18 protein-coding genes are annotated in these 22,044 nt (G+C 68.7%); 7 read left to right on the top strand and 11 right to left on the bottom strand.

Annotated elements, in window-relative coordinates; all coding sequences use genetic code 11:
- From BM388_RS13365 to BM388_RS13375, 4 genes are all read left to right on the top strand, one after another.
- Window positions 1–357 (top strand): Spy/CpxP family protein refolding chaperone (locus BM388_RS13365; protein ID WP_139233947.1); only part of this gene is annotated, 357 nt, incomplete at its 5' end.
- Between the two features lie 102 nt (window positions 358–459).
- Window positions 460–762, top strand: coding sequence for a hypothetical protein (locus tag BM388_RS13370; RefSeq protein ID WP_089850983.1), 303 nt, complete (start codon window positions 460–462; stop codon window positions 760–762).
- Between the two features lie 78 nt (window positions 763–840).
- Window positions 841–993, top strand: coding sequence for a hypothetical protein (locus tag BM388_RS17885; protein WP_175535102.1), 153 nt, complete (start codon window positions 841–843; stop codon window positions 991–993).
- Window positions 990–1,430, top strand: a complete 441-nt coding sequence (locus tag BM388_RS13375; protein ID WP_089850985.1) for a DUF411 domain-containing protein — start codon at window positions 990–992, stop codon at window positions 1,428–1,430. The genes BM388_RS17885 and BM388_RS13375 overlap by 4 nt, the downstream gene beginning before the upstream one ends.
- A gap of 103 nt (window positions 1,431–1,533) precedes the next feature.
- Here the strand turns inward: BM388_RS13375 and BM388_RS13380 are convergent, their stop codons facing one another.
- The 6 genes from BM388_RS13380 to BM388_RS13405 form a co-directional block, all read right to left on the bottom strand.
- Complete coding sequence (locus BM388_RS13380) at window positions 1,534–2,754, bottom strand: TauD/TfdA family dioxygenase (RefSeq protein ID WP_089850988.1); 1,221 nt, start codon at window positions 2,752–2,754, stop codon at window positions 1,534–1,536.
- A 98-nt stretch (window positions 2,755–2,852) separates the two neighbouring features.
- Window positions 2,853–3,818: a GlxA family transcriptional regulator gene (locus BM388_RS13385; protein ID WP_089850990.1), complete on the bottom strand. Its 966-nt coding sequence runs from the start codon at window positions 3,816–3,818 to the stop codon at window positions 2,853–2,855.
- A gap of 134 nt (window positions 3,819–3,952) precedes the next feature.
- Window positions 3,953–5,560 carry a BCCT family transporter gene (locus tag BM388_RS13390; RefSeq protein ID WP_089850992.1) on the bottom strand — a complete coding sequence of 536 codons (1,608 nt, stop codon included), beginning with the start codon at window positions 5,558–5,560 and terminating at the stop codon, window positions 3,953–3,955.
- A 192-nt stretch (window positions 5,561–5,752) separates the two neighbouring features.
- Window positions 5,753–6,214, bottom strand: coding sequence for a thioesterase family protein (locus tag BM388_RS13395; RefSeq protein ID WP_089850994.1), 462 nt, complete (start codon window positions 6,212–6,214; stop codon window positions 5,753–5,755).
- Window positions 6,214–7,170 carry an L-carnitine dehydrogenase gene (locus tag BM388_RS13400; RefSeq protein WP_089850996.1) on the bottom strand — a complete coding sequence of 319 codons (957 nt, stop codon included), beginning with the start codon at window positions 7,168–7,170 and terminating at the stop codon, window positions 6,214–6,216. Before BM388_RS13400 ends, BM388_RS13395 begins: the two co-directional genes overlap by 1 nt.
- Complete coding sequence (locus BM388_RS13405) at window positions 7,167–8,075, bottom strand: beta-keto acid cleavage family enzyme (RefSeq protein ID WP_089850998.1); 909 nt, start codon at window positions 8,073–8,075, stop codon at window positions 7,167–7,169. The genes BM388_RS13400 and BM388_RS13405 overlap by 4 nt, the downstream gene beginning before the upstream one ends.
- A 312-nt stretch (window positions 8,076–8,387) precedes the next feature.
- Between BM388_RS13405 and BM388_RS13410 the strand changes: the two genes are divergently transcribed.
- On the top strand, window positions 8,388–9,206 hold the full coding sequence (locus BM388_RS13410) for a ribonuclease H family protein (RefSeq protein ID WP_089851000.1): 819 nt from the start codon (window positions 8,388–8,390) through the stop codon (window positions 9,204–9,206).
- A 119-nt stretch (window positions 9,207–9,325) separates the two neighbouring features.
- Here BM388_RS13410 and putA read toward each other — a convergent pair whose 3' ends face one another.
- The 3 genes from putA to BM388_RS13425 form a co-directional block, all read right to left on the bottom strand.
- Entirely contained in the window at window positions 9,326–13,006 is a 3,681-nt protein-coding gene (gene putA / locus BM388_RS13415; RefSeq protein WP_089851002.1) for a bifunctional proline dehydrogenase/L-glutamate gamma-semialdehyde dehydrogenase PutA, read from the bottom strand.
- A gap of 178 nt (window positions 13,007–13,184) precedes the next feature.
- Window positions 13,185–17,168 (bottom strand): EAL domain-containing protein, encoded by a 3,984-nt coding sequence (locus tag BM388_RS18115; RefSeq protein WP_245781552.1) that lies wholly within the window; start codon window positions 17,166–17,168, stop codon window positions 13,185–13,187.
- A 160-nt stretch (window positions 17,169–17,328) separates the two neighbouring features.
- Window positions 17,329–17,556 carry a DUF2835 domain-containing protein gene (locus tag BM388_RS13425; RefSeq protein WP_089851004.1) on the bottom strand — a complete coding sequence of 76 codons (228 nt, stop codon included), beginning with the start codon at window positions 17,554–17,556 and terminating at the stop codon, window positions 17,329–17,331.
- 211 nt (window positions 17,557–17,767) lie between these two features.
- Between BM388_RS13425 and BM388_RS13430 the strand changes: the two genes are divergently transcribed.
- The gene (locus tag BM388_RS13430) at window positions 17,768–18,310 is read left to right on the top strand and encodes a FlgO family outer membrane protein (RefSeq protein ID WP_089851006.1); all 543 of its coding nucleotides are present in this window, start codon (window positions 17,768–17,770) and stop codon (window positions 18,308–18,310) included.
- A 40-nt stretch (window positions 18,311–18,350) separates the two neighbouring features.
- Here BM388_RS13430 and BM388_RS13435 read toward each other — a convergent pair whose 3' ends face one another.
- Window positions 18,351–19,355 carry an OmpA family protein gene (locus tag BM388_RS13435; protein WP_089851008.1) on the bottom strand — a complete coding sequence of 335 codons (1,005 nt, stop codon included), beginning with the start codon at window positions 19,353–19,355 and terminating at the stop codon, window positions 18,351–18,353.
- Between the two features lie 291 nt (window positions 19,356–19,646).
- On the opposite strand from BM388_RS13435, the gene BM388_RS13440 reads away from it, so the two are divergent.
- Entirely contained in the window at window positions 19,647–21,173 is a 1,527-nt protein-coding gene (locus BM388_RS13440; protein WP_089851010.1) for a methyl-accepting chemotaxis protein, read from the top strand.
- On the opposite strand, the gene BM388_RS13445 is transcribed toward BM388_RS13440, so the two are convergent.
- Entirely contained in the window at window positions 21,104–21,709 is a 606-nt protein-coding gene (locus tag BM388_RS13445) for a transglycosylase SLT domain-containing protein (RefSeq protein ID WP_425431938.1), read from the bottom strand. The genes BM388_RS13440 and BM388_RS13445 overlap by 70 nt on opposite strands.
- Window positions 21,710–22,044: the final 335 nt, after the last annotated feature.

Consider the following 22,044-nt stretch of genomic DNA (forward strand, 5'->3'; position numbering starts at 1 on the left):
GGCATGATGATGGGCGGCCAGGGCGGCATGGGGCCCGGCATGATGATGGGCGGCATGGCCAACCTGCTCGATGAGGAGCAGCTGGGCACCCTGCGCGAGATGCGTCAGCAGCACCGCACCACCCACTTCGCGCACATGGGCGAGATGATGAACCTGCGTGACGACATGGCGCTGGTGATGCGGGCGGAGCGCCCGGATCCCGAGGAGCTCCAGGCGCTGCATCGCCAGATGGCCGAACTGCAGGGCGAGATGATGGCGGACCGGGTGCGCCTGCACAATCAGATGCAGGATCTGCTGACCGACGAGCAGCGCGAACAACTCAAGCAGCGCGCCCCTGGCCTGCAGCGCCAGCCCTGATGCCGCTGGGCGCTGCCGGGTGATGCGATCCAAGCTTGCGCTGGATCAAGATGGCGGATCGCCCCTTGGGCCCACAATGAGGCTGCCACGACGAGGTAACCCATGACCGTACCGGCTCGACACTCGCATCACCCCCGAGGCCAACGCCTGCTGGCGCTGCTGCTCGCGGTGCTGCTGTCGGTGGCGAGCCTCTCGGGTCACGCGGCGATGGACGCCTGCAGCGTCGACTGCGCGACGCCGCTGGCGGAGATGGTCGATGGCGTCGACGCCGATTGCGGCGCCTGCGCGGCCATGGCCGCCATGCCCCTCATCGCCGCCAGCGCGGCCGACACCCTGGCCGGCACCGCCGACCCGGCGCTGGTCGACTTCATCCCCCTGCCGGCCCGGCCCCCTCCCAGACCCTGACGGCACCTTCGCCTGCTCGGTGACGCCGGCATCCCGCCCGCCACCGGAACTTTCCGCACTCTCGTCAGGAGTCACACCATGATGACCACCGACTGCTTCGCCCTGATGGGCTCCATGGGCTGGATAGGCTGGCTGATGCCGCTCGCCGTCCTGCTGCTGCTGGGCCTCGGCATCGCCTCTCTCGCCAAGTACCTGTTCTCGTCACGCCGTTCCCGGGAGGATCGCTCATGAGCCGCCACGCCACGCCGCTGCTGCTGTCCGCCGCCCTGCTGCTGGGCGCCGGCACCGCCCAGGCCGCCCTGCCTGCCGAGGCCACCCTTTACAAGAATCCGCAGTGCGCCTGCTGCGACGGCTATGCCCGGCACCTCGAGGCGCTGGGCGTCGAGGTCAGCGTGGTCGATGACCGACCGCTCGGCCAGCTCAAACAGGCCACCGGCGTGCCCTACGGGCTCGGCTCCTGTCATACCGTGACCATGGGCGACTACGTGATCGAGGGCCACGTGCCGATGGCGGCCGTGGCGCGGCTGTTCGAGGAGCGACCGGCGATCGATGGCATCGGCCTTTCGGGCATGCCGATCGGCACCCCCGGCATGCCCGGCCCCCAGCGCTCGCCCTATGAGGTCTACCGGTTCACCGACCGACAGGACGCGCCCTTCATGACGCTATGAGGTGTGCCCTCAACGCGACGCTTAGCAGCAACACATAGCAGCCACCCAACGAGATCGCCCCGGCAGTGCCGGGGCGATCTCACTTTCGCGTTCACCAGGGGCCTCAGGCCTCGGCGGTGACCCGCCGGCGTCGCCGGGCGCGCTGGATCATGCGATAGCGCGAGCGGATCTCGTCGCGCTCCATGTAGCAGCCCTGCAGCCAGCGGCGGCCGGTACTGCCCTCGAAGGCGTCCCGAGCGTGCAGCAGGCGGCGGTTGTCGAAGATCACCAGATCGCCGGGATAGTAGGTGAAGCGGATCGCGAAGGCCGGATCGCCCAGCAGGCGCTGCAGGGTCATCAGCGCCTCATAGGCCGGCTCGACGTCCTCGAAGGCAGTCTGCAGCGGGCCGCGCAGGAAGTCGGCGATGCGCACCTCGAGCAGCTCACCCCGGGCGTCCAGGCGGATCATCGGTTCGAACCAGACGTAGTCGCTGGTCTTGGCTGTATTGGCGTAGCACCAGCGCACCCGAGTCAGGGTCTCCCAGGCGTCGGGATGGCGCTCGCGCAGCGCCTCGGCCACGGCGAAGCCGTCGAGCATCACCGCCTGGCCGCCTTCGACGCTGTTCTCCAGGCAGTGCAGCATCTGCAGGCCGGGATGGTACTCGCGGGTCGGCAGGTCGGTGTGCGGCGGCAGGGCGATGGAGGTGTAGGCGTTGGAGTCCGGATCCGGCTTGGCCCGGACGTCGAACAGGCCGCCGAAGTTGGTGTCGCGGATCGGCCCGATGCGATGGGCGATGGCCTCCAGGGAGCCCGGCTCGGTGGGCAGGTCGCGCAGGCGCACCAGGCCCTTGGCGAGCACGCTCTCGAGCGCCGGGGCGAGGATCGCCTCCTCGGCCTCGCTGTCGAGCGCGGTGTCGAGCAGCCCGGCGGCGGAGAGGGTGTCCGGGCCGGCCTCGGGGCCGCCCTGCCAGTGGGTCACCGGCACCAGCGGCGCGTCGGCGTCATGGAGGTTGTCGTAGTCGTGGGCGCGCAGCCAGCCGGGGTGGAAGCGCAGGCGGCGATCCTCCACGGCGAAGTCCACGCAGAGCGCGCCGGCCTCGTCGATCTCGGCGCCATCGACCTCCGGCCAGGCGGGCAGCGTGGAGAGATCCAGGATGCGCTCCCGGGTCGCCGGGTTGACGGTGGTGTCGTCGGCGGCGTTCTCGCGCAGCCAGATGCTGTGATAGCGGCTGACCCGGCCGTCGCTCCAGGTCACCGTCACCAGACGCGGGGTGAAGGCGACGCGCTCGAGGTCGGCCTCGATGGGCCAGGCGTCATAGTCGGGGGTAAGCGGTAGCGTGGTCATGGGGTGACTCCCGTTGGCGTTGAGCATGGCCACAGGATGCCAGCCGGACCCGGGCACGATACGACCCAATTCGACACCCACTGTGCAGGATTCGACAGTCAGCTCGACTCGGCGCGTCGCCGCAGCTGGCTCGGCGTCACGCCGTGATGGCGGCGGAAGGCGCGGGTGAAGCTCGAGGCGGAGGCGAAGCCGCTGGCCAGGGCAACCTGGGTGACCGGGTGGCGCGTCTCGCGCAGCAGCCGATGGGCGTGGGCCAGGCGGCGCTCCACGTAGAAGCGCTGGGGCGAACAGGCGAGGTCCCGCTCGAAGAGGCGCTCCAGGCGGCGCCAGCCGAGTCCCAGCTCGTCGGCGAGCGCGCGGATGCTCAGCGGCGCCTCCAGGTGATCCTCCATCAGCACGATGGCGCGATGGAGCAGCGGGTCGAGGCCCTGGCCCGGATGGCCCCGCTGGCGGCTCGCCGGCTGGCGCCCCTGATGGTGGACGAGCTGCTCGCGGACCCGGTCGGCCAGGTCATCGCCGTGACGCCGGCGGATCAGGTCGAGGCTCATGTCGATGGCCGCGCTGCCGCCGGCGCAGGAGAAGCCGCTCGGCGTGACCTCGAAGACCGACTCCACCGCCTCGATCTCGGGGAAGCGCTCGCGAAACTCCGGCAGGCTCTCCCAGTGCAGGGTCACCGTCTGGTCGGCGAGCAGGTCGGCGGCGGCCAGCACGAAGCAGCCAGTGTCCATGCCGCCCAGGGTGACGCCTTGGGCGGCCCGCTCGCGCAGCCACTCGAGCAGCGTCTCGTCGACGGCGGCGTCCGGGGCGAAGCTCGCACAGACCGCCAGGCTCGGCGCCATCGGCACGTCATCCAGGCTCACGTCGGCGGCCAGCGTCATGCCATTGGAGGCCTCGACCGGCCCGCCGTCGCGGCTGATCACGTCCCACTGGAAGAGCGTCTGCCCGCTGATGCGGTTGGCGATGCGCAGCGGCTCGATGGCCGAGAAGAAGGCCACCATGGCGAAGCGCGGCAGCAGCAGGAAACCGAGACGCTCCGGGAGGGACGCGGGAGGCTGGAGTCGCATGGAGCACCTGGGCGAGGAGTGGGCCGGAATCGAGCGCCGATTGTAGGCGGCCGGGACGGTGCAACGGAAGCGGCCGAGATACCCGGGGGTATCTCGGCCGCCTTCATCGACCCGCGCAAGGACGCGGCGTCAGGTCACTGGCGCTGCGACGCCCCGACGCGGCGGCGCGACTCGCGAAACAGCGAGACCAGCACGCCGGCGGTCATCACCAGGATCACCACGCTCAGCGGCAGGGCCGCGGCGATCAGCGCGGTCTGCAGCGCCTTGAGGCCGCCGGCCATCAGCAGTGTCGCCGCCACCAGGCCGATCACCACGCCCCAGAACACGCGGAAGCGCTGCGGCGGCTCCTCGTTGCCCAGCGACAGGATGGTGGTCAGCACCAGGGTGCCGGAGTCCGACGAGGTGACGAACCAGCTCATCAGCAGGAACACCATCAGCGCCGAGAGCACCCAGCCGAAGGCCCCGGTGCCGGCGATGCCGTCGGCGCTTTCGAACAGCGCGGCCGGCAGGTTCCAGGCGTTGACCAGTTCGATGATGCCGCCGCTGCCCGGGCCGCCGGCGGCGGTGAGCTCCTGGTGGAGGGCGTTGCCACCGAAGATGATCAGCCAGACGAAGATGATCATCGTCGGCACCAGCAGCACGCCGAGCACGAATTCACGCAGCGTACGGCCGCGCGAGATACGCGCGATGAAGATGCCGACGAACGGCGCCCAGGCCAGCCACCAGCCCCAGTAGAAGATGGTCCAGCCCTGCTGCCACTCGGTCGTGCCGGGATCGTCGGCGAACCACAGCCCCATGGGGATGAAGTTGAGGGCGTAGTCGAGCACGGTATCGCCGAAGGCGCCGATCAGCCACAGGGTCGGGCCGCCGATCAGGAAAGTCGCGACCACGGCCACCGAGACCCAGATGTTCATCTCCGAGATGATCTTGATGCCGCGCTTGACCCCGGAGACCGCCGAGATGACCGACACTGTCGAGATCACGGCGATCAGCACCAGCTGGGAATTGAGCCCCGGGTCGGTGCCGATCAGGCGCTCCAGGCCCACGGCCATCTGGCTGACGCCGAGTCCCAGCGAGGTGGCCACGCCGAACACGCAGCCGAGCACGCCGAGGATATCCACGGCGTGGCCGATGGGGCCGAAGATGCGCTCGCCGATGAACGGATAGAGCGCCGAGCGCAGCGCCAGGGGCAGGCCCTTGCGGTAGGCGAAGTAGGCCAGCGACATGCCGACGATCACGTAGATCGCCCAGCCGTGCAGCCCCCAGTGGAACACCGAGACGCGCAGCGCATCGATGGCCCGCTCGTAGTTCATGGCGGCCGCGCCAGCCATGTCGGCATGGGGGTTGTTGGGGTAGCCGAAGGCGCCGGTGTTGTCGAAGTAGAAGGTCGGTTCGGCGACGCCGAAGAACAGGATGCCGATGCCGATGCCGGCGGAGAACAGCATCGAGAACCAGGCGAAGTTGCTGAAGTCGGGCCGGCTGTCATCGGGTCCCAGGCGCACACTGCCATGGCGGCTGAGCACGATGTAGGCGCAGACCACCAGCAGCAGCATCACGGTGATCAGGTAGTAGCCGCTGAAGGTGGTCTCGATCCAGGTACGCGTGGTGCCGAACAGGCCACCGGCGAGGTCTGGCATCACGCCGGTGAAGAGCACGAAGCCCAGCACCAGCAGCGCGGCGGTGATGGTCATGCCCTTGTGCATGCCACTGAAGAAGCCGTCCTGTGAAATCTCGGTGACCATGTAGTCGGTCGACGTCTCGACCTCATGGCTGGCACGGCGTGTCGGCGGAGTGGGGGGAGTTGAAGTAGCGATAACGTCATCCTCTTGAGCCGGGCCTCGGGCCGGCGATCCCGTCAACCGCCCGGCCTCGGCCGGGCGGTACCTGATTCTTATTCTTGGCGTCCATGTACTTGGCGTAACGGCAGAAGACGCTCAGCGCTTGGCGGGCAGCCCGATGCGACGCCCGGCGAGTTCCGGCCAGTCACCCTCGGCGGCGGCGGGCAGCGTCTCGATGACGCCGGCCACGGCCTCCGGGAACGGCGCCGGGCGCCCGGCGTCGCTGTCGATGCCCATCAGCATCTGCTCGCTAGTGGCGAGCAGCGTGCCCTCGCTGTCGTGCATCGTGAAGAAGACGTGCAGGCGCTTAGCATCGCGCGCCAGCACCGTCACCTCGACCGACAGCGGCTGGCCCTCGTGGACCTCGCGCCGGTAGCAGAGGTGCGTCTCCAGGGTGAAGAGGGTGTAGCCATAGCGCGCCCGACCGGCCTCATCGAGGCCGATGGCGTCCATCAGCGCCTCCACGCCCAGCGAGAACACCCGCGCGTACTCGGCGTCGTTCATGTGGCCGTTGTAGTCGACCCACTCGGAGGCGACACGGATCTCCATCAGGGCCATCAGATGCGCCCTTCCAGGCCTTCGGCCTCGGGCCAGTACTTCTGCACCAGGCCGAGCAGCTCGACCAGGAAGTCGTCGCGGCGGCGATCGAGCTCGGCGACCGGGCGACCGGCGGCCTGGTACTCGCAGCCCTCGACCACCTTGTCGATCAGCTCATCGGTGAGCTCCGGGGCCTCGAGCTTGGTCCAGGGCAGCTTCAGCGCCGGGCCGAACTGCTCGAGCATGTGGCGCATGCCCTGCTCGCCGCCGGCCAGATGGAAGGTCAGGAAGGTGCCCATCAGCGACCAGCGCAGGCCGCAGCCGTAGACCACGGCAGCGTCGATCTCCTCGGTGGTGGCGACGCCGTCGTTGACCAGGTGCAGCGCCTCGCGCCACAGCGCCTCCATCAGGCGGTCGGCGATGTGGCCCTCGATCTCGCGCTTGACCACCAGCGGGCGCATCGCCAGCCCCTGGTAGAGCGCCTGGGCGGTGTCAGTAGTCGCGCTGGTGGTCGCTTCGCCGCCCACCAGTTCGACCAGCGGCAGCAGGTAGACCGGATTGAAGGGATGGGCGACGATCACCCGGCCGGGCACCTTCGCGCAATCCCGCTGCAGATCGGTCGGCTTGAAGCCCGAGGTGGAGGAGCCGATGATCGTCTCCGGCGCGGCCGCGGCGTCAAGCGCAGCGAGGATCTCGCACTTGAGCTCGAGGCGCTCGGGCACGTTCTCCTGGATCAGGTCGGCGCCTTCCACGGCGGCCTCGAGGCTCGCGACGAAGCGCAGCCGCTCGGGGCTCGCCCCCTCGGCCAGGCCCTGCTTCTCGAGCGAGTCCCAGGCGTTGTCGACGAAGGCGCGGGTGCGCGCCTCTGCGCCCTCGGCCGGATCGAAGGCGACCACGTCCCAGCCGCGGGCCAGGGCCCGGGCGATCCAGCCGTTACCGATGACGCCGGTGCCGATGACGGTCAGCTGCTGGCTCATGCTTCACCTCCCATGATCTTACCGGTGTTCGGATCGCGCAGCTTGAGGTGCGCGCGGGTCTCGGCCGGGGTCATGATGCGACCGCCGAGGTTCTCGATGATGGTGCCGGACTTCTCGACCAGGCCGCCGTTGGTGGCCAGCACGCCCTTCTCGAGGTAGAGGTTGTCCTCCAGGCCGACCCGGGCGTGGCCGCCGAGCAGCATCGCCTGGGCGACCATCGGCATCTGGTGACGGCCGATGCCGAAGGCGGCCCAGTTGGCGTTCTCCGGCAGCTTGTTGCGCATCGCCAGCATGGTCTCGGTGTCGGCTTCGGCGCCCCAGGGAATGCCCAGGCAGAGCTGGAACAGCGGGTCGCCGTCGAGCAGGCCTTCTTTCTGCAGCTGGCGGGCGAACCAGACGTGGCCCAGGTCGAAGCACTCGAGCTCGGGCTTGACGCCGGCGGCCTGCACCAGGCGGGCGTGCTCGCGCAGCCAGTCGGCGGTGTTGACGTAGACCATGTCGCTGAAGTTGAGGCTGCCGCAGTCCAGGGTGCAGAGCTCGGGCAGCAGCTCGCCCACCGGGGCATGGCGCTCGGCCGGGGTCTGGATGTCGGTGCCCGGGCCGCCGCGGGTCGGATCCTCGACGTCCGGCACCCAGTCACCGCCGCCGCCGGCGGTGATGTTCATGACGATGTCGACGTCGGCCTCGCGAACGCGCTCCATCACCTCGCGGAAGTGCTCGGTGGAGTGGCTGATGCCACCGGTCTCGGGGTCGCGCACGTGGATGTGGGCGACGCTGGCGCCGGCGCGGGCGGCCTCGATGCAGTTGTCGGCGATCTGCTTCGGCGTGACCGGCACATTGGGGTTCTTGCCGGCGGTGTCGCCGGCGCCGGTAACGGCGCAGGTCAGAATGACGTTGCGGTTCATGATCGACCTCCTGGGGTTCTAGGATGGGAATGGCGACAGTGTGGGGGTATCTCGCCCTCTTGATTCGACTCAAGGCGACTATAAATATACACAGAGCGACATTTGTACCTAAAAATCACCGCCAGGGACGTGGCGATGGCACCGGGCTCGGCAGCTGGCGCGCCGCTCCCGTAGAATTGGCGGCGTCGCGACGGCGCCATCGCCGCGTGCCGAGCGTCGATGCCGAGCGAGTGCGAACGGCGGTCCTTCTGGACCGCGTGCGGCCAGACTCAGCCATTACTGACACCGAGCCACCTCATCACGGAGCGCCGCATGGCAGCACGGAAAGGCCCCAAGTCCTACGTCGTCTGGGTCGGGCGACAGACCGGCATCTTCAGCACCTGGGACGAGTGCAGTCGCCAGGTGAAGGGCTACCCCAAGGCCCGCTATAAGTCCTTCCCCTCCCGGGAGGAGGCCGAGGCCGCCTTCGCCAAGGGGCCGGGCAGCGCCGCGCCCGCCAAACGGCCCAAGGCCTCGGGCGAGACCGGGGCTCGGGCTAAGACCCAGGGGACTGCGAACGGCGCCACGCGCCCACGCCAGGGGGCGCCGGCACGCGACGAGCCGGGCCAACGCTTCGATACCGAGATCTACTGCGATGGCGCCTGCGAGCCCAACCCCGGCGATGCCGGCTCGGGCATGGCCGTCTACCGTCAGGGGGCGCTGGCCGAGCTATGGTATGGGCTGCACAACCCCCAGGGCACCAACAACACCGCCGAGCTCAATGCCTTCCACCAGGCGCTTCGGGTCGCCGAGCAGGAGATCGCCCGGGGCGCCTCGGTGCGCATCCACTGCGACTCCACCTACACCATCAACGCCATCACCAAGTGGGCCGGCGGCTGGAAGAAGCGCGGCTGGAAGAAGGCCGACGGCCAGGCGATCAAGAACCCGGAGATCATCCAGCCGACCCATGCCCTCTTTGAGCGCCTCAAGGCGAAGGTCGCCATCGCCCACGTCAAGGGCCACGCCGGGGTGGAGGGCAACGAGCTGGCCGACCGGATGGCGATGTACGGCGCCGACCAGCAAGAGCGCGAATTCACTCGCTACCAGGGCAGCCACGCCGTGGCCGAGGTGCTCAAGCTCAAGCGGGGCTGACGGCGTCACGAGGAGCCGCGAAACATCTAAAAAAGGGCCTGCGACGACGTCGCAGGCCCTTGTGCTTCTCTCGCGGTGTTATCCGTCTTTCCTGTCGGTTTAGCCGTCGGGTGGCGCGCCTACTCGGCGGTGGCCAGCAGGCTGGCGTTGCCGCCGGCGGCGGTGGTGTCGATGCAGAGGTGGCGCTCCAGCGCGTAGCGCTCCGGCGCGATGGTCTGGGTCTCCAGCGGCACGATGGCCCCCTCGCGCTCGGCCAGCGCCAGGCGCAGCTCGCGGGTCCAGTCGCTGCTGCCGGCGGCGGCCACCGCCACGATGCCCTCGACCGCGGTCAGCGTATCGGCCGCGACGCGACCGTCGAGCCCGGCGACCGGCGCCCCGGCACTCTGTAACGGCTGCACGGCCTCGGCCGCCCCCGGGGCGACGACAAGCGCCGGACAGCCGGCGCCAAGGGCCTGCACCGCCTGGGCGACGGCGATATCCAGCGTCGGGCCGAGGCAGAGCACCGGCCCCTTGGGGTACATCGCCAGCCGGTTGCTCTCCCCGGTCGGCCCCGGCAGCGTCTGCGGCGTCATGTCCAGGGACGCCGCCTCGGCCAGCGCCTTGCGGATCACGCCGCGCTTGCCGGAGAGCGCCCGGCGCAGCACCTCGACCCGATCGGGCCGCGCCGCCCAGTTGCGCGAATCGAGCCCGTCGAGGGCCGACTGCAGATCGCCGAGCGACACGGCCTCGCCTGTCGGCGCATCCAGGCGCTCGGCCTCGGCGGTGCGGCGAAAGCGGGTGACGTAGAGCGGCCCGCCGGCCTTGGGACCGGTGCCCGAGAGCCCCTCGCCGCCGAATGGCTGGGAGCCGACGATGGCGCCGATCTGGTTGCGGTTGACGTAGACGTTGCCGACGTGGATCCGTTCGACGATCTGCTGCACGCGATCATCGATGCGGGTATGCAGGCCGAAGGTCAGGCCATAGCCCCGCTCGTTGATCGCGTCGACCACCTCGTCGATCTCGCGCGCCTTGAAGGTGGCCACGTGCAGCACCGGCCCGAAGATCTCGCGCTCGAGGTCATTGATACCGCCGACCTCGACCACCGCCGGTGTGACGAAGGTGCCTTCCTCCGGTGCGGGCAGCGTTTTCAGCAGCTTGCCGGCCTTGCGGGCCGCCGCCACGTAGGCGGTGATATCGGCCTGGGCCTCGGCGTCGATCACCGGCGAGACGTCGGTGTCGGTGTTCCAGGGGTCGCCGATCACCAGCGCGTCCATGGCGCCGTCGAGCATGGTCAAGAGCCGCTCGCGCGCCTCCTCCTGGACGTAGAGCATGCGCAGCGCCGAGCAGCGCTGGCCGGCCGACTGGAAGGAGGAGATCAGGATGTCGCGCACCGCCTGCTCGGTCAGCGCGCTGGAGTCCACGATCATGGCGTTGAGCCCGCCGGTCTCGGCGATCAGCACCGCCTCCGGACCGGCGTTCTGCGCCAGCGCCTTGTGGATGATCTGCGCCACCTCGGTGGAGCCGGTGAAGCAGACGCCGGCGATGCGCGGGTCGCTGGTCAAGGGCCCGCCCACCGTCGGACCGTCGCCGGGCAGCAGCTGCAGCGCGGCCTCGGGCAGGCCGGCCTCACGCATCAGCTCGACGGCACGGGCGGCGATCAGCGGCGTCTGTTCGGCGGGCTTGGCGAGCACGGCGTTGCCGGCCCCCAGCGCGGCCGCGATCTGGCCGGTGAAGATCGCCAGCGGGAAGTTCCACGGGCTAATGCAGACGAAGACGCCCCGGGCGCTGCCGGGCTCCTCGGCCTCGAGACGCTCGCTCTCGTTGGCGTAGTAGCGCAGGAAGTCCACCGCCTCGCGGACCTCGGCGATGCCGTCGAACATCATCTTGCCGGCCTCGCGGGTGGCGATCACGGTCAGCTCGGCGATGTGCTCCTCGTAGAGATCGGCGGTGCGGCGCAGCACCTCGGCGCGCTCGGCGACCGGGCGTGCCGACCACTCCTTGAAGCCCTCCTCGGCGGCGTCCAGCGCGGCGGTCACCTCCTCCTTGGTCGCCTCATGCACCTGGCCGACCACCCGCGACGTATCGGCGGGCGACAGGGCATCGCGCGCCTCGCCCTGGGGTGCCGGGCCTCCAGCGAGCATCGGCCCGGCCGTCCAGGTGCTGTCGGCGAAGGTCTCCCGCGCCGCCAGCAGCGGCCGGATCGAGGCCGGCTCGTTGATCCGGTAGCCCCGGGAGTTCTTGCGCTCCGGGGCGAACAGCTCGCCGGGCTGGCGGATCGACGGGCTGGCGATGGTGTCACCCAGGCGCTGCATCTCGGCCACCGGATCCTTCGCGACCTCGCTCGGCGGGATGGTGTCGTCTACCACCTGGTTGACGAAGGAGGAGTTCGCCCCGTTCTCCAGCAGGCGGCGCACCAGGTAGGCCAGCAGGTCGCGGTGCGCACCGACCGGGGCATAGATGCGGCAGTGCGTGCCCTCCGACTGCTTGACGATATGGTGCAGCGACTCGCCCATGCCGTGCAGGCGCTGGAACTCGTAGCTGTCCTTGTCGTCGCCCCCCATGGCGATGATGGCGGCGCAGGTATGGGCGTTGTGGGTCGCGAACTGCGGGTAGATGCGATCGCGCCGATCGAGCAGCATCTGCGCGCAGGCCATGTAGCTGACGTCGGTGTTGACCTTGCGGGTGAAGACCGGGAAGGTCTCGACGCCCATCTCCTGGGCCAGCTTGATCTCGGTGTCCCAGTAAGCGCCCTTGACCAGGCGCACCATGATCTTGCGGTCGAAGCGCTCGGCCATCTCATGCAGGGCCTCGATCATCGGCGCGGCGCGGCGCCCGTAGGCCTGCACCACCACCCCGAAGCCGTCCCAGCCGGCGAGGCTCGGGTCACAGAGCAGTTCCTCGATCACGTCCAGCGACAGGTCCAGGCGGTCCTGCTCCTCGGCATCGATGTTGAAGCCGATGTTGGCCTTGGCCGCCTGCTTGACGAGCTCCCGCGCGCGCGGTACGAGGTCGCTCATCACGGTGTCGCGGTGGGTGGTTTCATAGCGCGGATGCAGCGCCGAGAGCTTCACCGAGATGCCGGGGCTGCCGCGCACGTCGCCCTTGGCCTGCTTGGCGATGGCGCTGATCGCCTTGGCGTAGGCGTCGTGATAGCGCTGCGCGTCCTCGTCGGTGCGCGCCGCCTCGCCCAGCATGTCGTAGGAGTAGGTGTAGCCCTGCTTCTCAAGCTCGCGGGCGTTCTTCATACCCTCCTCGATGGTCTGGCCGAGCACGAACTGGCGGCCGAGGATCTTCATCGACTGTCCCACCGCGGTGCGCACCACCGGCTCGCCCATGCGGCGCACCAGGCCGCGCAGCGCGCGCACCGGGCCCTTGGGATCGTCGTCGAGCACCTTGCCGGTGAGCATCAGCGCCCAGGTCGAGGCGTTGACCATCGACGAGGAAGACTTGCCGAGGTGCGCGCCCCAGTCGGAGGGCTCGATCTTGTCGTGGATCAGGTCGTCGATGGTCTCGGCGTCGGGCACGCGCAGCAGCGCCTCGGCCAGGCACATCAGGCCGACGCCCTCGGCGGTGGAGAGCCCGTATTCGGCCAGGAACGACTCCATCATGCTCGGCGAGGTTTCCTTGCGCACCCGCGCCACGTAGTTGGCGCCGGCCTCGGCCACCCGCCGGCGCTCCTCGTCCGGCAGGGCGATACGCTCGAACAGTGCCCTGAGCACCTCGGCCTCGTCGGCCGCGTAGTGAGCGCGGATCCGCTCGCGCAGCTCGCTCACGTTGCCACGGCCATGGCCGTCTAGACCTCTGATTGCTTCGTTCACCATCGATTCTCCTGCCGCGGCGACGGGAATCGCGGCCGGTGACCCGGCAAGGCGACCGTCGCCATTGTAGAAAGCCATCCCCTAAGCATAGGCGTCATGACCGACCTTGCATAAGCCGCCGAGAGGCGCACTCCGACACTGAGTTAACGCTGGGGATGACGCGGCGCCGACGCGGGCCCCGCTAGTCATCGATCGAGAGCGGACGATGCTCGGCGAGAAAGTCGATAAGCGACTCGAGCGGCATGGGCCGGGCGAAGTGATAACCCTGGAAGAGATCGCAGCCATGGGCCGACAGCAGGTGATGCTGCTGCTCCTGCTCGATGCCCTCGGCGACCACCTTGAGCCCGAGGTGATGGGCCATGGAGATGATGCCCTGGATGATCGCCGCGTCCTCGGCGCTATGGGCGACTCCGCTGACGAAGCTGCGATCGATCTTGACTCGATCAATGGGCAGGTTCTTGAGATAGCTGAGGCTGGAGAAGCCGGTGCCGAAGTCGTCGATGGCGACGCCCACGCCCATTTCTCTGAGGGCATGCAGGGTCGCGATGGCGCCTTCGGTATCGTCCAACAGCACCCCCTCGGTCAGCTCCAGCGACAGCTGGAGTGCCGGCAGCCCGGTGACCGCCAGGGTCTCGCGCAGGTTGCCCAGAAAGCTCGCGCGATGGAACTGCAGCGGCGAGAGGTTGACCGCGACGTTGAGGGTGCCATGTCCCTCCTGGTCGAGCTGGCTCAGATCCCGACAGGCCCTGGCCAGCACCCACTCGCTGATCGGAATGATCTGCCCGGTTTCCTCGGCCAGGGGAATGAAATCAGCGGGCGAGACGAAGCCACGCAGGGGATGGGGCCAGCGCAACAGCGCCTCCACGCCCGCCACACGTCCCTCGCGATCGATCAGTGGCTGGTAGTGGAGCTCGAAATCTCGCGCCTCGATCGCTTCCTGAAGCTCGTTACGCAGCGCCACGCGATCGCCCATCCGATGGATGATCTCGGGGCTGAACCACTGGCAGGCATTGCGCCCCTGCTGCTTGGCTCGGTACATGGCCATGTCGGCCTGCTGGATGAGTTCGAGGGGCTGTGTCGTCTCGGCGGTGCTGACGGCGATACCGATGCTGCACGACAGCGTGAGTTCATGCTCGCCGACCCGATAGGGCCGACTCACGATCGACAGCAGCCGCTCGGCCACCTCCGTCGCCTGGCCGCCATCGTGCAGGTCCGGCAGCAGCACCACGAACTCGTCACCGCCCAGTCGCGCCAGGGTATCACCCGGCCGCATGGCCGCCGACAGGCGCTGCGAGACCCCGCGCAGCAGCTCGTCGCCGATGGCGTGCCCGAGGCTGTCGTTGATCGGCTTGAACTCGTCGAGGTCGAGGAAGAGCACCGCCAGGCGCGTGCCTTGGCGTCTGGTCAACTCGACGTCGTGCACCAGCCGATCCTCGAGCAGCGTGCGGTTGGCCAGTCCCGTCAGGGCGTCGTGGCCGGCGTGATAGGCCAGATGCGCCTCATAGGCCTTCTGCTCGGAGATATCGTGCTGGATGCCCACATAGTGGGTGACCCGTCCGTGATCGTCGCGCACCGGGGAAATATAGAGATCGTTCCAGAACGGCGTGCCGTCCTTGCGGTAGTTGCACAGGGTGGCGTGCACCTCGCGCTCTTGCGCCAGCTCGCGACGAATCTTCTGCACGGCCAGCTCATCGGTCTCGCCGCCCTGCAGGAAGCGCGCGTTGCGGCCGATGACCTCCGCCCGCGCATAGCCCGTCATGCGCTGGAAGGCGTCGTTGGCGTAGATGATCGGCAGGTCGGGCACGCCCGCATCGGCGATCAGCACGCCGTTGACGCTGGCTTCCACGCCGCGCTCCAGGATTCTCAGTCGGGTCTCGTACTCTCGCCGCTGGGTGACGTCCTTGGCGATGCCGTAGATACCCGTGATGCGCTCATCGACCACCACCGGCAGCGTGGTGAGATCCAGCCAGCGTAGCGTGCCGTCCTGGTGCGGCACCTGCAGCTCGTAGCGGGAGGGCTTTCCGCTTCCCGTGCGCGCAAACTGGCGCTGCACGGTGGCCGGATCTTCCGGCGACAGGAACTCGGCGAAGTGCCTTCCTATCAGCGCGTCGGTAGAAAAGCCCGTCAGCGCGGCACAGTGATCGTTGGCGGTGACGAAGTGGCCCTGCAGGTCCATGGAGAACACCGCATCCGGGTTGTAGGTGAACAGCGACCGGTAGCGCTGCTCGCTCTCCCACAGCGAGCGGCGATCCTGGGCGCGCTCCATGGCCAGGGCCACCAGGTCAACGGCCTGAACGATGCGCTCCAACGCGTGTTCGGTCGGCGCTGACGGATGTCGGTAGTAGGTGGCGAAGGTCCCCAGTAGACGGCCATCGCGGGCGATCACCGGGTAGGACCAGCAGGCCCTGAGCCCCTCCCTGGCGGCCAGGTCGGCCAATCCCGCCCAGCGGGGATCGCGGGCGAGGTCCGTGCAGACCACCAGCTCACGGCGGTGCGCGGAGCTTCCGCAGGCGCCCACATCCGCACCGATGGCCACCGAGGCGATCGCCTGTCGATAGGCCGCCGAGAGGCGCTGGCCCGCGATCAGGCGTAGCTCGTGCCCCTGGTCGTCGGCCTGCATGATCGAGCAGATACCGCCCGTCAGCTGGGCCTCGAGCATCCGGCAGATGGCCTCGAGCGTCTGATCGAGCGGCGCCTCCTCGACGATCATCGCCTGGATGGCCTGCTGCTGCTCGAGCTGCTTCTGCGCCGCCATCAGCTCCCGAGACCGCCCCACCGCCAGGCGCACCATGCCCAGGCTGAAGACCAGCAGATAGCTCAGCGTCAGCCCGCCCATCGCCACGGCCGAGGGCATCATGCCGGCCTGCAGTGGGTCCATCCCGGGCCAGACCTGCACGGAGGGGCTGAGCATCGTCCCCCCCGGCAGCCCGATGTGGCGGGCCGCCAGGGCAGGCGTGCCTGCCACATCGGCCGCGACTCGGCCCGTTCCGGCCAGGGCGGTAAGCACCTCGCCGTCGCGGGCGAGGCTCAGCTGGAAATCACCCAGCTGAACGCGCAGCTCGTGATCCAGGAGGGTGGCCATGTCCATCACCGCCACCAGCTGCTGGTCACGACGCGGCAGGGCGATCGCCATGATCGCCAGCCCCGGCGCCGCCTGGTCGGGCACCATCATGCGGGGTTCGGGAAAGGGCAGGGTCAACCAGTCGGCGACCCGCTCGGTACGCGTCCAACGCGCCAGCCAGCCCCGCACTTCGTCGCTGCGCGCCTGTTGCCAGTACCAGTCGCGACGGCGATCCAGCAGGCCGATGACCTCCAGATTGGGGATATCGCGCAGATAGTTGGCCACGTCCCGATTCCGCACCACGACCTCAAGCCCCTCGGCGGAGGCGTCCAGCCGCTCGGCCATGCGTCGCATCTGCTCCAGGTGAGAGTGCAGCAGCTGATCGGCATTGAGCCGCACATTGTCGAGCAGATGTTCCGCCTGCTGATACATGCGCTGCTGCTGCTGCGCGCTGAGCAGATACCACGCCAGACTGCTGATCAGCACTCCGGCCAGGCCCGCCGTGATCGCCGCGCGCCCCAACTTGAGGGGCAAGGCGCGTCGCCTGGCGCTGGCCGCCAGCATGGCCGTGCCGTACAGCAGCGCGAACGGCACCACCAGCCAGGGAGAGGCGGTCATCTCCCGCAAGCCCAAATCAGTCGCCGGGACAAAACCCCTCACGCCAAGCACCAGCAGCCCGTAGCTCAGCACCAATAGCCCACCTATCCGCCAGAGCTTCCGCCGCCCGGGTCGCCCGCCCCCTACCGAGATGCAAATGGCCGCCATCGTCATCACGGAAGCCGACCAGGAGGAGACGCGTGCGCCGCCGGTCAACCAGGAGACGCCCGTCTGATGGCCGCCGAGCAGCGCGTTGTGCAAGAGGGTATAGAGCATCAGGGCCAGCAGTGCGGCGCCGGCCATCTGGCGCACCCGCCGCCACCGCTGCACCATGGCCAGCAGGCCGACACCGCCGAGCAGAGTGGCCAGGGAGGAATCCGGCATCAGCAGGGTAAGCGCGGGGGCGTGCCACCACTGCGCCAGCCCGACCAGCCCCATCAGCATGAAGGCCGCCGAGACCATCAGCAGCCAGCTATCCTGGGCGATATCGCGAGTCTTGAAAGGCATGACGACGGTGCTCCCTGCACGTGGGCAGCGTTGCGCCGGGCATGTCGCCAGCCATCGCTGCCTTGTCCTGATGACTCAGAGGATGAGGCGATTTGCGCCGGGGTACCAGTGTCCGGCCTCATTCATTGGGCGAAGACGCCCCCTTCAGCAGCGCAGGGGCTCAGGGCGGTCCAAGCCGCCGAATCGCGCAGAAGCGTCCAGCCTCGGTGAAGGTCAGCCGAAAGCGACCGTGCACGCCGTCACGAGTCACCACGCGCCGCAGCGCTTCGGCGGGAAACACCACCCGGCGGCCGTCCAGGCTGCGGGTCTGTACCTGGTCCACGCGCCCCGTGTAGTGCGCCAGGCAGGCCTCATGAGAAAGTTCTATCACCACGTCGATACTGGGCATGGGGGTTCGCTGGCGTGTCGTTCGTTCGTTCGTTCGTTCGTTCGTTCGTTCGTTTGGGACTGAGAATACTCTAATATTACTTTATCGCCAGCTCCGATCGCCTCATCGGACCCGCCGCAAGGCCGACATGACGCCAATACAACGCCGCCTTCAAGTTTCCGGGCGATCCGCCGAAAAAGTGAACGATATTCTCCCGGGAGACGCCACCATCATGCTCAACCCCCTGCGACAGGCCTGCCTGCTGCTTATCCTGCTGCTGAGCCTGACCGGCTGTGCCAATCATGAGCGCGCCCTCTACAATGCACCGCCCGCTCCGGGGCTCGACGAGGCCCTCGGGAGCGCCATGCACGAGATGACCGAGGCGTTTCCCGAGCTCGCCGAGCAGGGGCCGATGATCGCCGCCTCGTTCATCAACGTGGAAGGCGCCGGCGCCTCGACGGCGTTCGATCGCATCGCCGCCGAACTCTCGGCCGCGGGGCTGGCCAGGGGCGGCATGCCGGTGCGCGAGGTGCTCCTCGACGGGGGACAGCTGATGGTGCTGGAGGGCAACGATGGTCTGCTGACGCGCCGGGTGCGGCGTCGGGGGGCCGGCGAAGGCGCCCGGACCCTGCTGCTCGGCACCTACGCCCTCGGACAAGATCGTCTCTTCCTGGCGCTGCGCGTGGTGGAGCTGCGCACCGATCGGGTGCTGGCGAGCCGCGGCCTCTCGCTGCCACTCGACGGCGACCTGCGCCAGCTGCTGCGCTCGTACTGAGCCCACGCTGAGCCTGCGCCGACCCCGCGTCGAGCCCAGATCAGCGCGCCTGGATCACCACCTCCACTCGGCGGTTGCGCGCGCGCCCCTCGGCGGTGTCGTTGCTGGCCAGGGGCCGCGTATCGGCCAGGCCCACGGCGCGTAGCCGCGCCGGGTCGACCCCGGCCGCGACCAGCGCCTCGACGATGGCGATGGCGCGAGCGCTGGAGAGCGCCCAGTTGGAGGGGAAGCGCTCGGTGCTGATCGCGCGGCTGTCGGAGTGCCCCTCCACCGCCACTTCGCCCGGGTGGCGCCGCACCATCTCATAGAGCCGCTTGGCCACCAGGGCGCGCCCTTCGTCGGTCAGCTCCGCCTCGGCGGTCGGGAACAGCAGGCGATCCTCTACTCGCAGCCGCACGCCCTCGGGAATCCGCGACACCTCCATGCCGTCCAGGTCCGCCAGATACGGGGCCTCCATCAGCGCTTCGGTCACGAAACGGGCACCTGCGATGGCGGCTTCGTCGACCGCCTGGAATCCCACCGGGGGACGGTCGGCGAGCACCACCAGATAGTCGGCCAGCGGCCTGGTGAGATCGACGCCGGCCGCTACCAGCCACTGCGGCCCCTCGGCGTCGATGCCGCCTTGCGCCTCGTCCTGAAGCTCGACGGTACCCGGCAGCGCCAGCAGCGACGGCGGTGCGGGGCGCACCTCCGGCAGGCCGGCCACCCCCAGGGCGGCGGTGATAGCGCGCGCCGACATGCCCCCTGGCGCGGCGACCTGGATCGCACGTTCGTCCGCGACTCGCCGCAGCGGCTCGGGAAGCGGCACGCCGAGATCGAGCGTCGCCGTCGGCGCGGTGGACGCGGTGGGCGCGTCGGTGTCGGCGGCCTCCGGCGTGGCGGCCCCGGCGCCCAGCTGGCCCAGGGTGATGATCAGCACCAGCAGGGCCACCAGCAGGGTCATGATGTCGACGTAGCTGATCATCCAGCCGCTGGCGTCATCATCCGCCGGCAGCGGGCGCATCAGGGCATCGTGGCGACCCCGCCCGCGGTGCTCATCGATCATCTGACCCTCCGGGCGCGTCTCTGGCAGGTAACGGAAAACCGACAACCTTAGGCACAGGCCGCCTTCGATACAACCGTTCGCCGTCAAGATAACGCATGACGCCGCCGCAGCGGCCAGGTCCACTCGGGGCCTCGAGCAGAGATGGCGCCCCAGCGCTATACACAAGTTTCACTTAGCTCTCCGGAAGTATAAAGATCGCCGTTCGACGGCCGATAACGACAGTGACGGTCGAACCGCATTCAACAACAGTCCAACGATCGTTCGCTTCGCCACTCGACAGGAGACCGCGTCGTGCCCCAACACCAGACCTCTTCCACCGCCTCCCAAGCCGGCAACGATCATCGCCAGCGCATCGACCGGCTGATGTGGATGCTCGCCGGCCTGCATCTGGCGCTCTGCCTGGCCGTGGGCCTCTACAACGGCACGCTGCCGCTGGCCCTGGGGTTTGGCGCCACCGCCTTCCCGCTGGTGGCGCTGCTGCAGTGGCGGCTGCCCCAGGGCGCCGGCGGCTTCTTGATGGCGGCGCTGTTCATGGGGCTCTCGGCGCTGCTCATCGAGCAGAGTGACGGCCAGATCGAGGCTCACTTCAGCATCTTCATCATGCTCTCGGCGCTGATCCCCTACAGCGACTGGCGGGTCATCGTCTGCGGCGCCGTCGTCATTGCCGTGCACCATATTCTCTTCACCTGGCTGCAATACCTCGGCGTGGTGAACCTGTATGCCGGCATGGCGCATCACGATGCGGCGGCCCTGGTCGTCTGCCTGCTGCAGCATGCCGGCGCCGTGGTGGTGCAGGCCGTGATACTGGGCTATCTCGCCCGCATGCTCGACCGCATGGTCCAGGATGGCCTGCGCGTCGCTCGCTTCGCCGAGCAGGCCGGCCAGGGGCGGCTGGACATCCCGTTCAGCGACGAGGAACGCCGCCGCGAGACCCTGGCCGCCGTCGCCAGCATGCAGCAGCGGGTGGCTTCCACCCTGTTGAAGGCCCAGGCCACCGGCCACGAGGTCAGCGACCTGAGCGATACGCTGTTCGCCGGCCAGGCAGGACTGCGCGGTCAGGCCGAGCGCAACGCCGCCCAGGTCGAGCGCGTATCAACCAGCGCCACCGAGCTCAGCGCCACCACCCGCGAGAGCGCCGCCGAGGCCAGCCGGGTCCGCGAGCTCGCCGGCGAGGCCGCCGAGCATGCACGCGGCGGACAGCAGGAGGTACTCGCCCTGCAGCACTCCATGCAGGAGCTCTCCACCAACGCCGCCGGCATCGCCGAGCTGCTGGGCGACATCGACGAGATCACCTTCCAGACCAACCTTCTGGCCCTCAATGCCTCGGTAGAAGCCGCCCGCGCCGGCGAGCAGGGTCGGGGCTTCGCGGTGGTCGCCGGCGAGGTACGTCAGCTGGCCCAGCGCACCCGGGAGACGGCCGAGCAGATCCGCTCACGGATTCGCCAGAACGACGACAGCGTGCAGGCCGGCGTCAGCCGCACCCGCATCGCCGGCGAGGCCATGACCCAGGTACTGGGCGCCTTCGACCAGGTCGCCCAGCGGCTGCGCGAGATCGACGGCGCCAGCCAGCAGCAGCATCAGGGCATCGAGGAGCTGGAGAGCAGCGTGCTCGAGATGCAGGGCTCCCTCCAGCACTCGTCCCGAGCGCTGGACGAGGCCCACGCCACGGCCGAGAAGCTGAGCGAGGCGGCCGGCGAGCTGATGGATGCGGTGGGCTCGTTCCGCCTCGGCACTCCTTCAGCCGAGCCTCAACGGCAGAAGGGCCAGACCTCCAGCAACCCATCGCAGCGGAACTCCGCCTCGCAGGCGGCCAGCTGACTGCGATAGCGCGCGGCGGTGCGCTCGACCTGGCCGGCCGCGCGCCGGACGGCGGGCTTGCTGCGCCAGGAGCCGCGGCGATAGCCGCCCTGCCCCTCGTGGTAGGCCAGGTAGAGGTGGCGAGGGTTGTGCAATGAGACGCCCGTCATCCGACGGGTGCGGGCGTTGTACCAGCCGATGAAGTCGGTGGCGTGCTTCATGTGGGTGCGCCGCGCGAACAGCCGCCCGGCGTCCGCCTCGTACTCGCCCCACACCGGGTCCTGCGCCTGGGCATAACCGTAGGCCGATGACGGCCGGGTCCAGGGGATAAAGCCGAGCAGCTTCGTGCGCGGCGGCTTCACATGGCTGCGAAAGCTGGATTCGCGCTGGATGAAGGCCATCTGAGTGGCGATCGGCGTGCCCCACGTCTCCTGTGATGCCCTGGCGTAGTCGTACCAGTCGGGCTGCTCGCGGAATATCTCGCAGACGTTCGACTGACGCTCGGGTGGCGCCGGCGCCAGCATAGCGCAGCCGGTGAGCATGGAGGTCAGGGCCAAGCAGATTAGCAGCCTGAGGGCCGACGCGCGTTGATCCGAAGGTGTCATTGCATTTGAACTCCTGCCGCCGCGATTTCACTGATGCCGATGATATCTCTTCTGAACGGATCATCGTCCGGTGAAAAGAAGCACGATTCTGTGCCTGCAGCCGGACTATCGCTTCCTGCACCTCTTCTGCGGATCCTGGATGGACGCAACAGCCACAGTGAATATTAAAGAGACTACCGTAATGGCCGATACGCCACAGTAGCCGATCATTAGTATCCACTGGCATAATAAGATCTAATTTAAAATGTAGAAAAACAGAGACAGACGAAACGTCGCGCCAGCTTCCA

Source organism: Halomonas saccharevitans (assembly GCF_900116405.1).
Lineage (GTDB): Bacteria > Pseudomonadota > Gammaproteobacteria > Pseudomonadales > Halomonadaceae > Halomonas > Halomonas saccharevitans.

Bases quoted from the DNA above. Each gene is read 5' to 3' on its own strand.
- BM388_RS13430 (WP_089851006.1), top strand. From the start codon at position 17,768: ATGCTCAACCCCCTGCGACAGGCCTGCCTGCTGCTTATCCTGCTGCTG.
- BM388_RS18115 (WP_245781552.1), bottom strand. From the start codon at position 17,168: ATGCCTTTCAAGACTCGCGATATCGCCCAGGATAGCTGGCTGCTGATG.
- BM388_RS13395 (WP_089850994.1), bottom strand. From the start codon at position 6,214: ATGGCCCTGATGGAGATCCGTGTCGCCTCCGAGTGGGTCGACTACAAC.
- BM388_RS13385 (WP_089850990.1), bottom strand. From the start codon at position 3,818: ATGCGACTCCAGCCTCCCGCGTCCCTCCCGGAGCGTCTCGGTTTCCTG.
- BM388_RS13405 (WP_089850998.1), bottom strand. From the start codon at position 8,075: ATGAACCGCAACGTCATTCTGACCTGCGCCGTTACCGGCGCCGGCGAC.
- BM388_RS13435 (WP_089851008.1), bottom strand. From the start codon at position 19,355: ATGATCGATGAGCACCGCGGGCGGGGTCGCCACGATGCCCTGATGCGC.
- BM388_RS13425 (WP_089851004.1), bottom strand. From the start codon at position 17,556: ATGCCCAGTATCGACGTGGTGATAGAACTTTCTCATGAGGCCTGCCTG.
- BM388_RS17885 (WP_175535102.1), top strand. From the start codon at position 841: ATGATGACCACCGACTGCTTCGCCCTGATGGGCTCCATGGGCTGGATA.
- BM388_RS13380 (WP_089850988.1), bottom strand. From the start codon at position 2,754: ATGACCACGCTACCGCTTACCCCCGACTATGACGCCTGGCCCATCGAG.
- BM388_RS13375 (WP_089850985.1), top strand. From the start codon at position 990: ATGAGCCGCCACGCCACGCCGCTGCTGCTGTCCGCCGCCCTGCTGCTG.
- BM388_RS13400 (WP_089850996.1), bottom strand. From the start codon at position 7,170: ATGAGCCAGCAGCTGACCGTCATCGGCACCGGCGTCATCGGTAACGGC.
- BM388_RS13390 (WP_089850992.1), bottom strand. From the start codon at position 5,560: ATGGTCACCGAGATTTCACAGGACGGCTTCTTCAGTGGCATGCACAAG.
- BM388_RS13370 (WP_089850983.1), top strand. From the start codon at position 460: ATGACCGTACCGGCTCGACACTCGCATCACCCCCGAGGCCAACGCCTG.
- BM388_RS13410 (WP_089851000.1), top strand. From the start codon at position 8,388: ATGGCAGCACGGAAAGGCCCCAAGTCCTACGTCGTCTGGGTCGGGCGA.
- putA (WP_089851002.1), bottom strand. From the start codon at position 13,006: ATGGTGAACGAAGCAATCAGAGGTCTAGACGGCCATGGCCGTGGCAAC.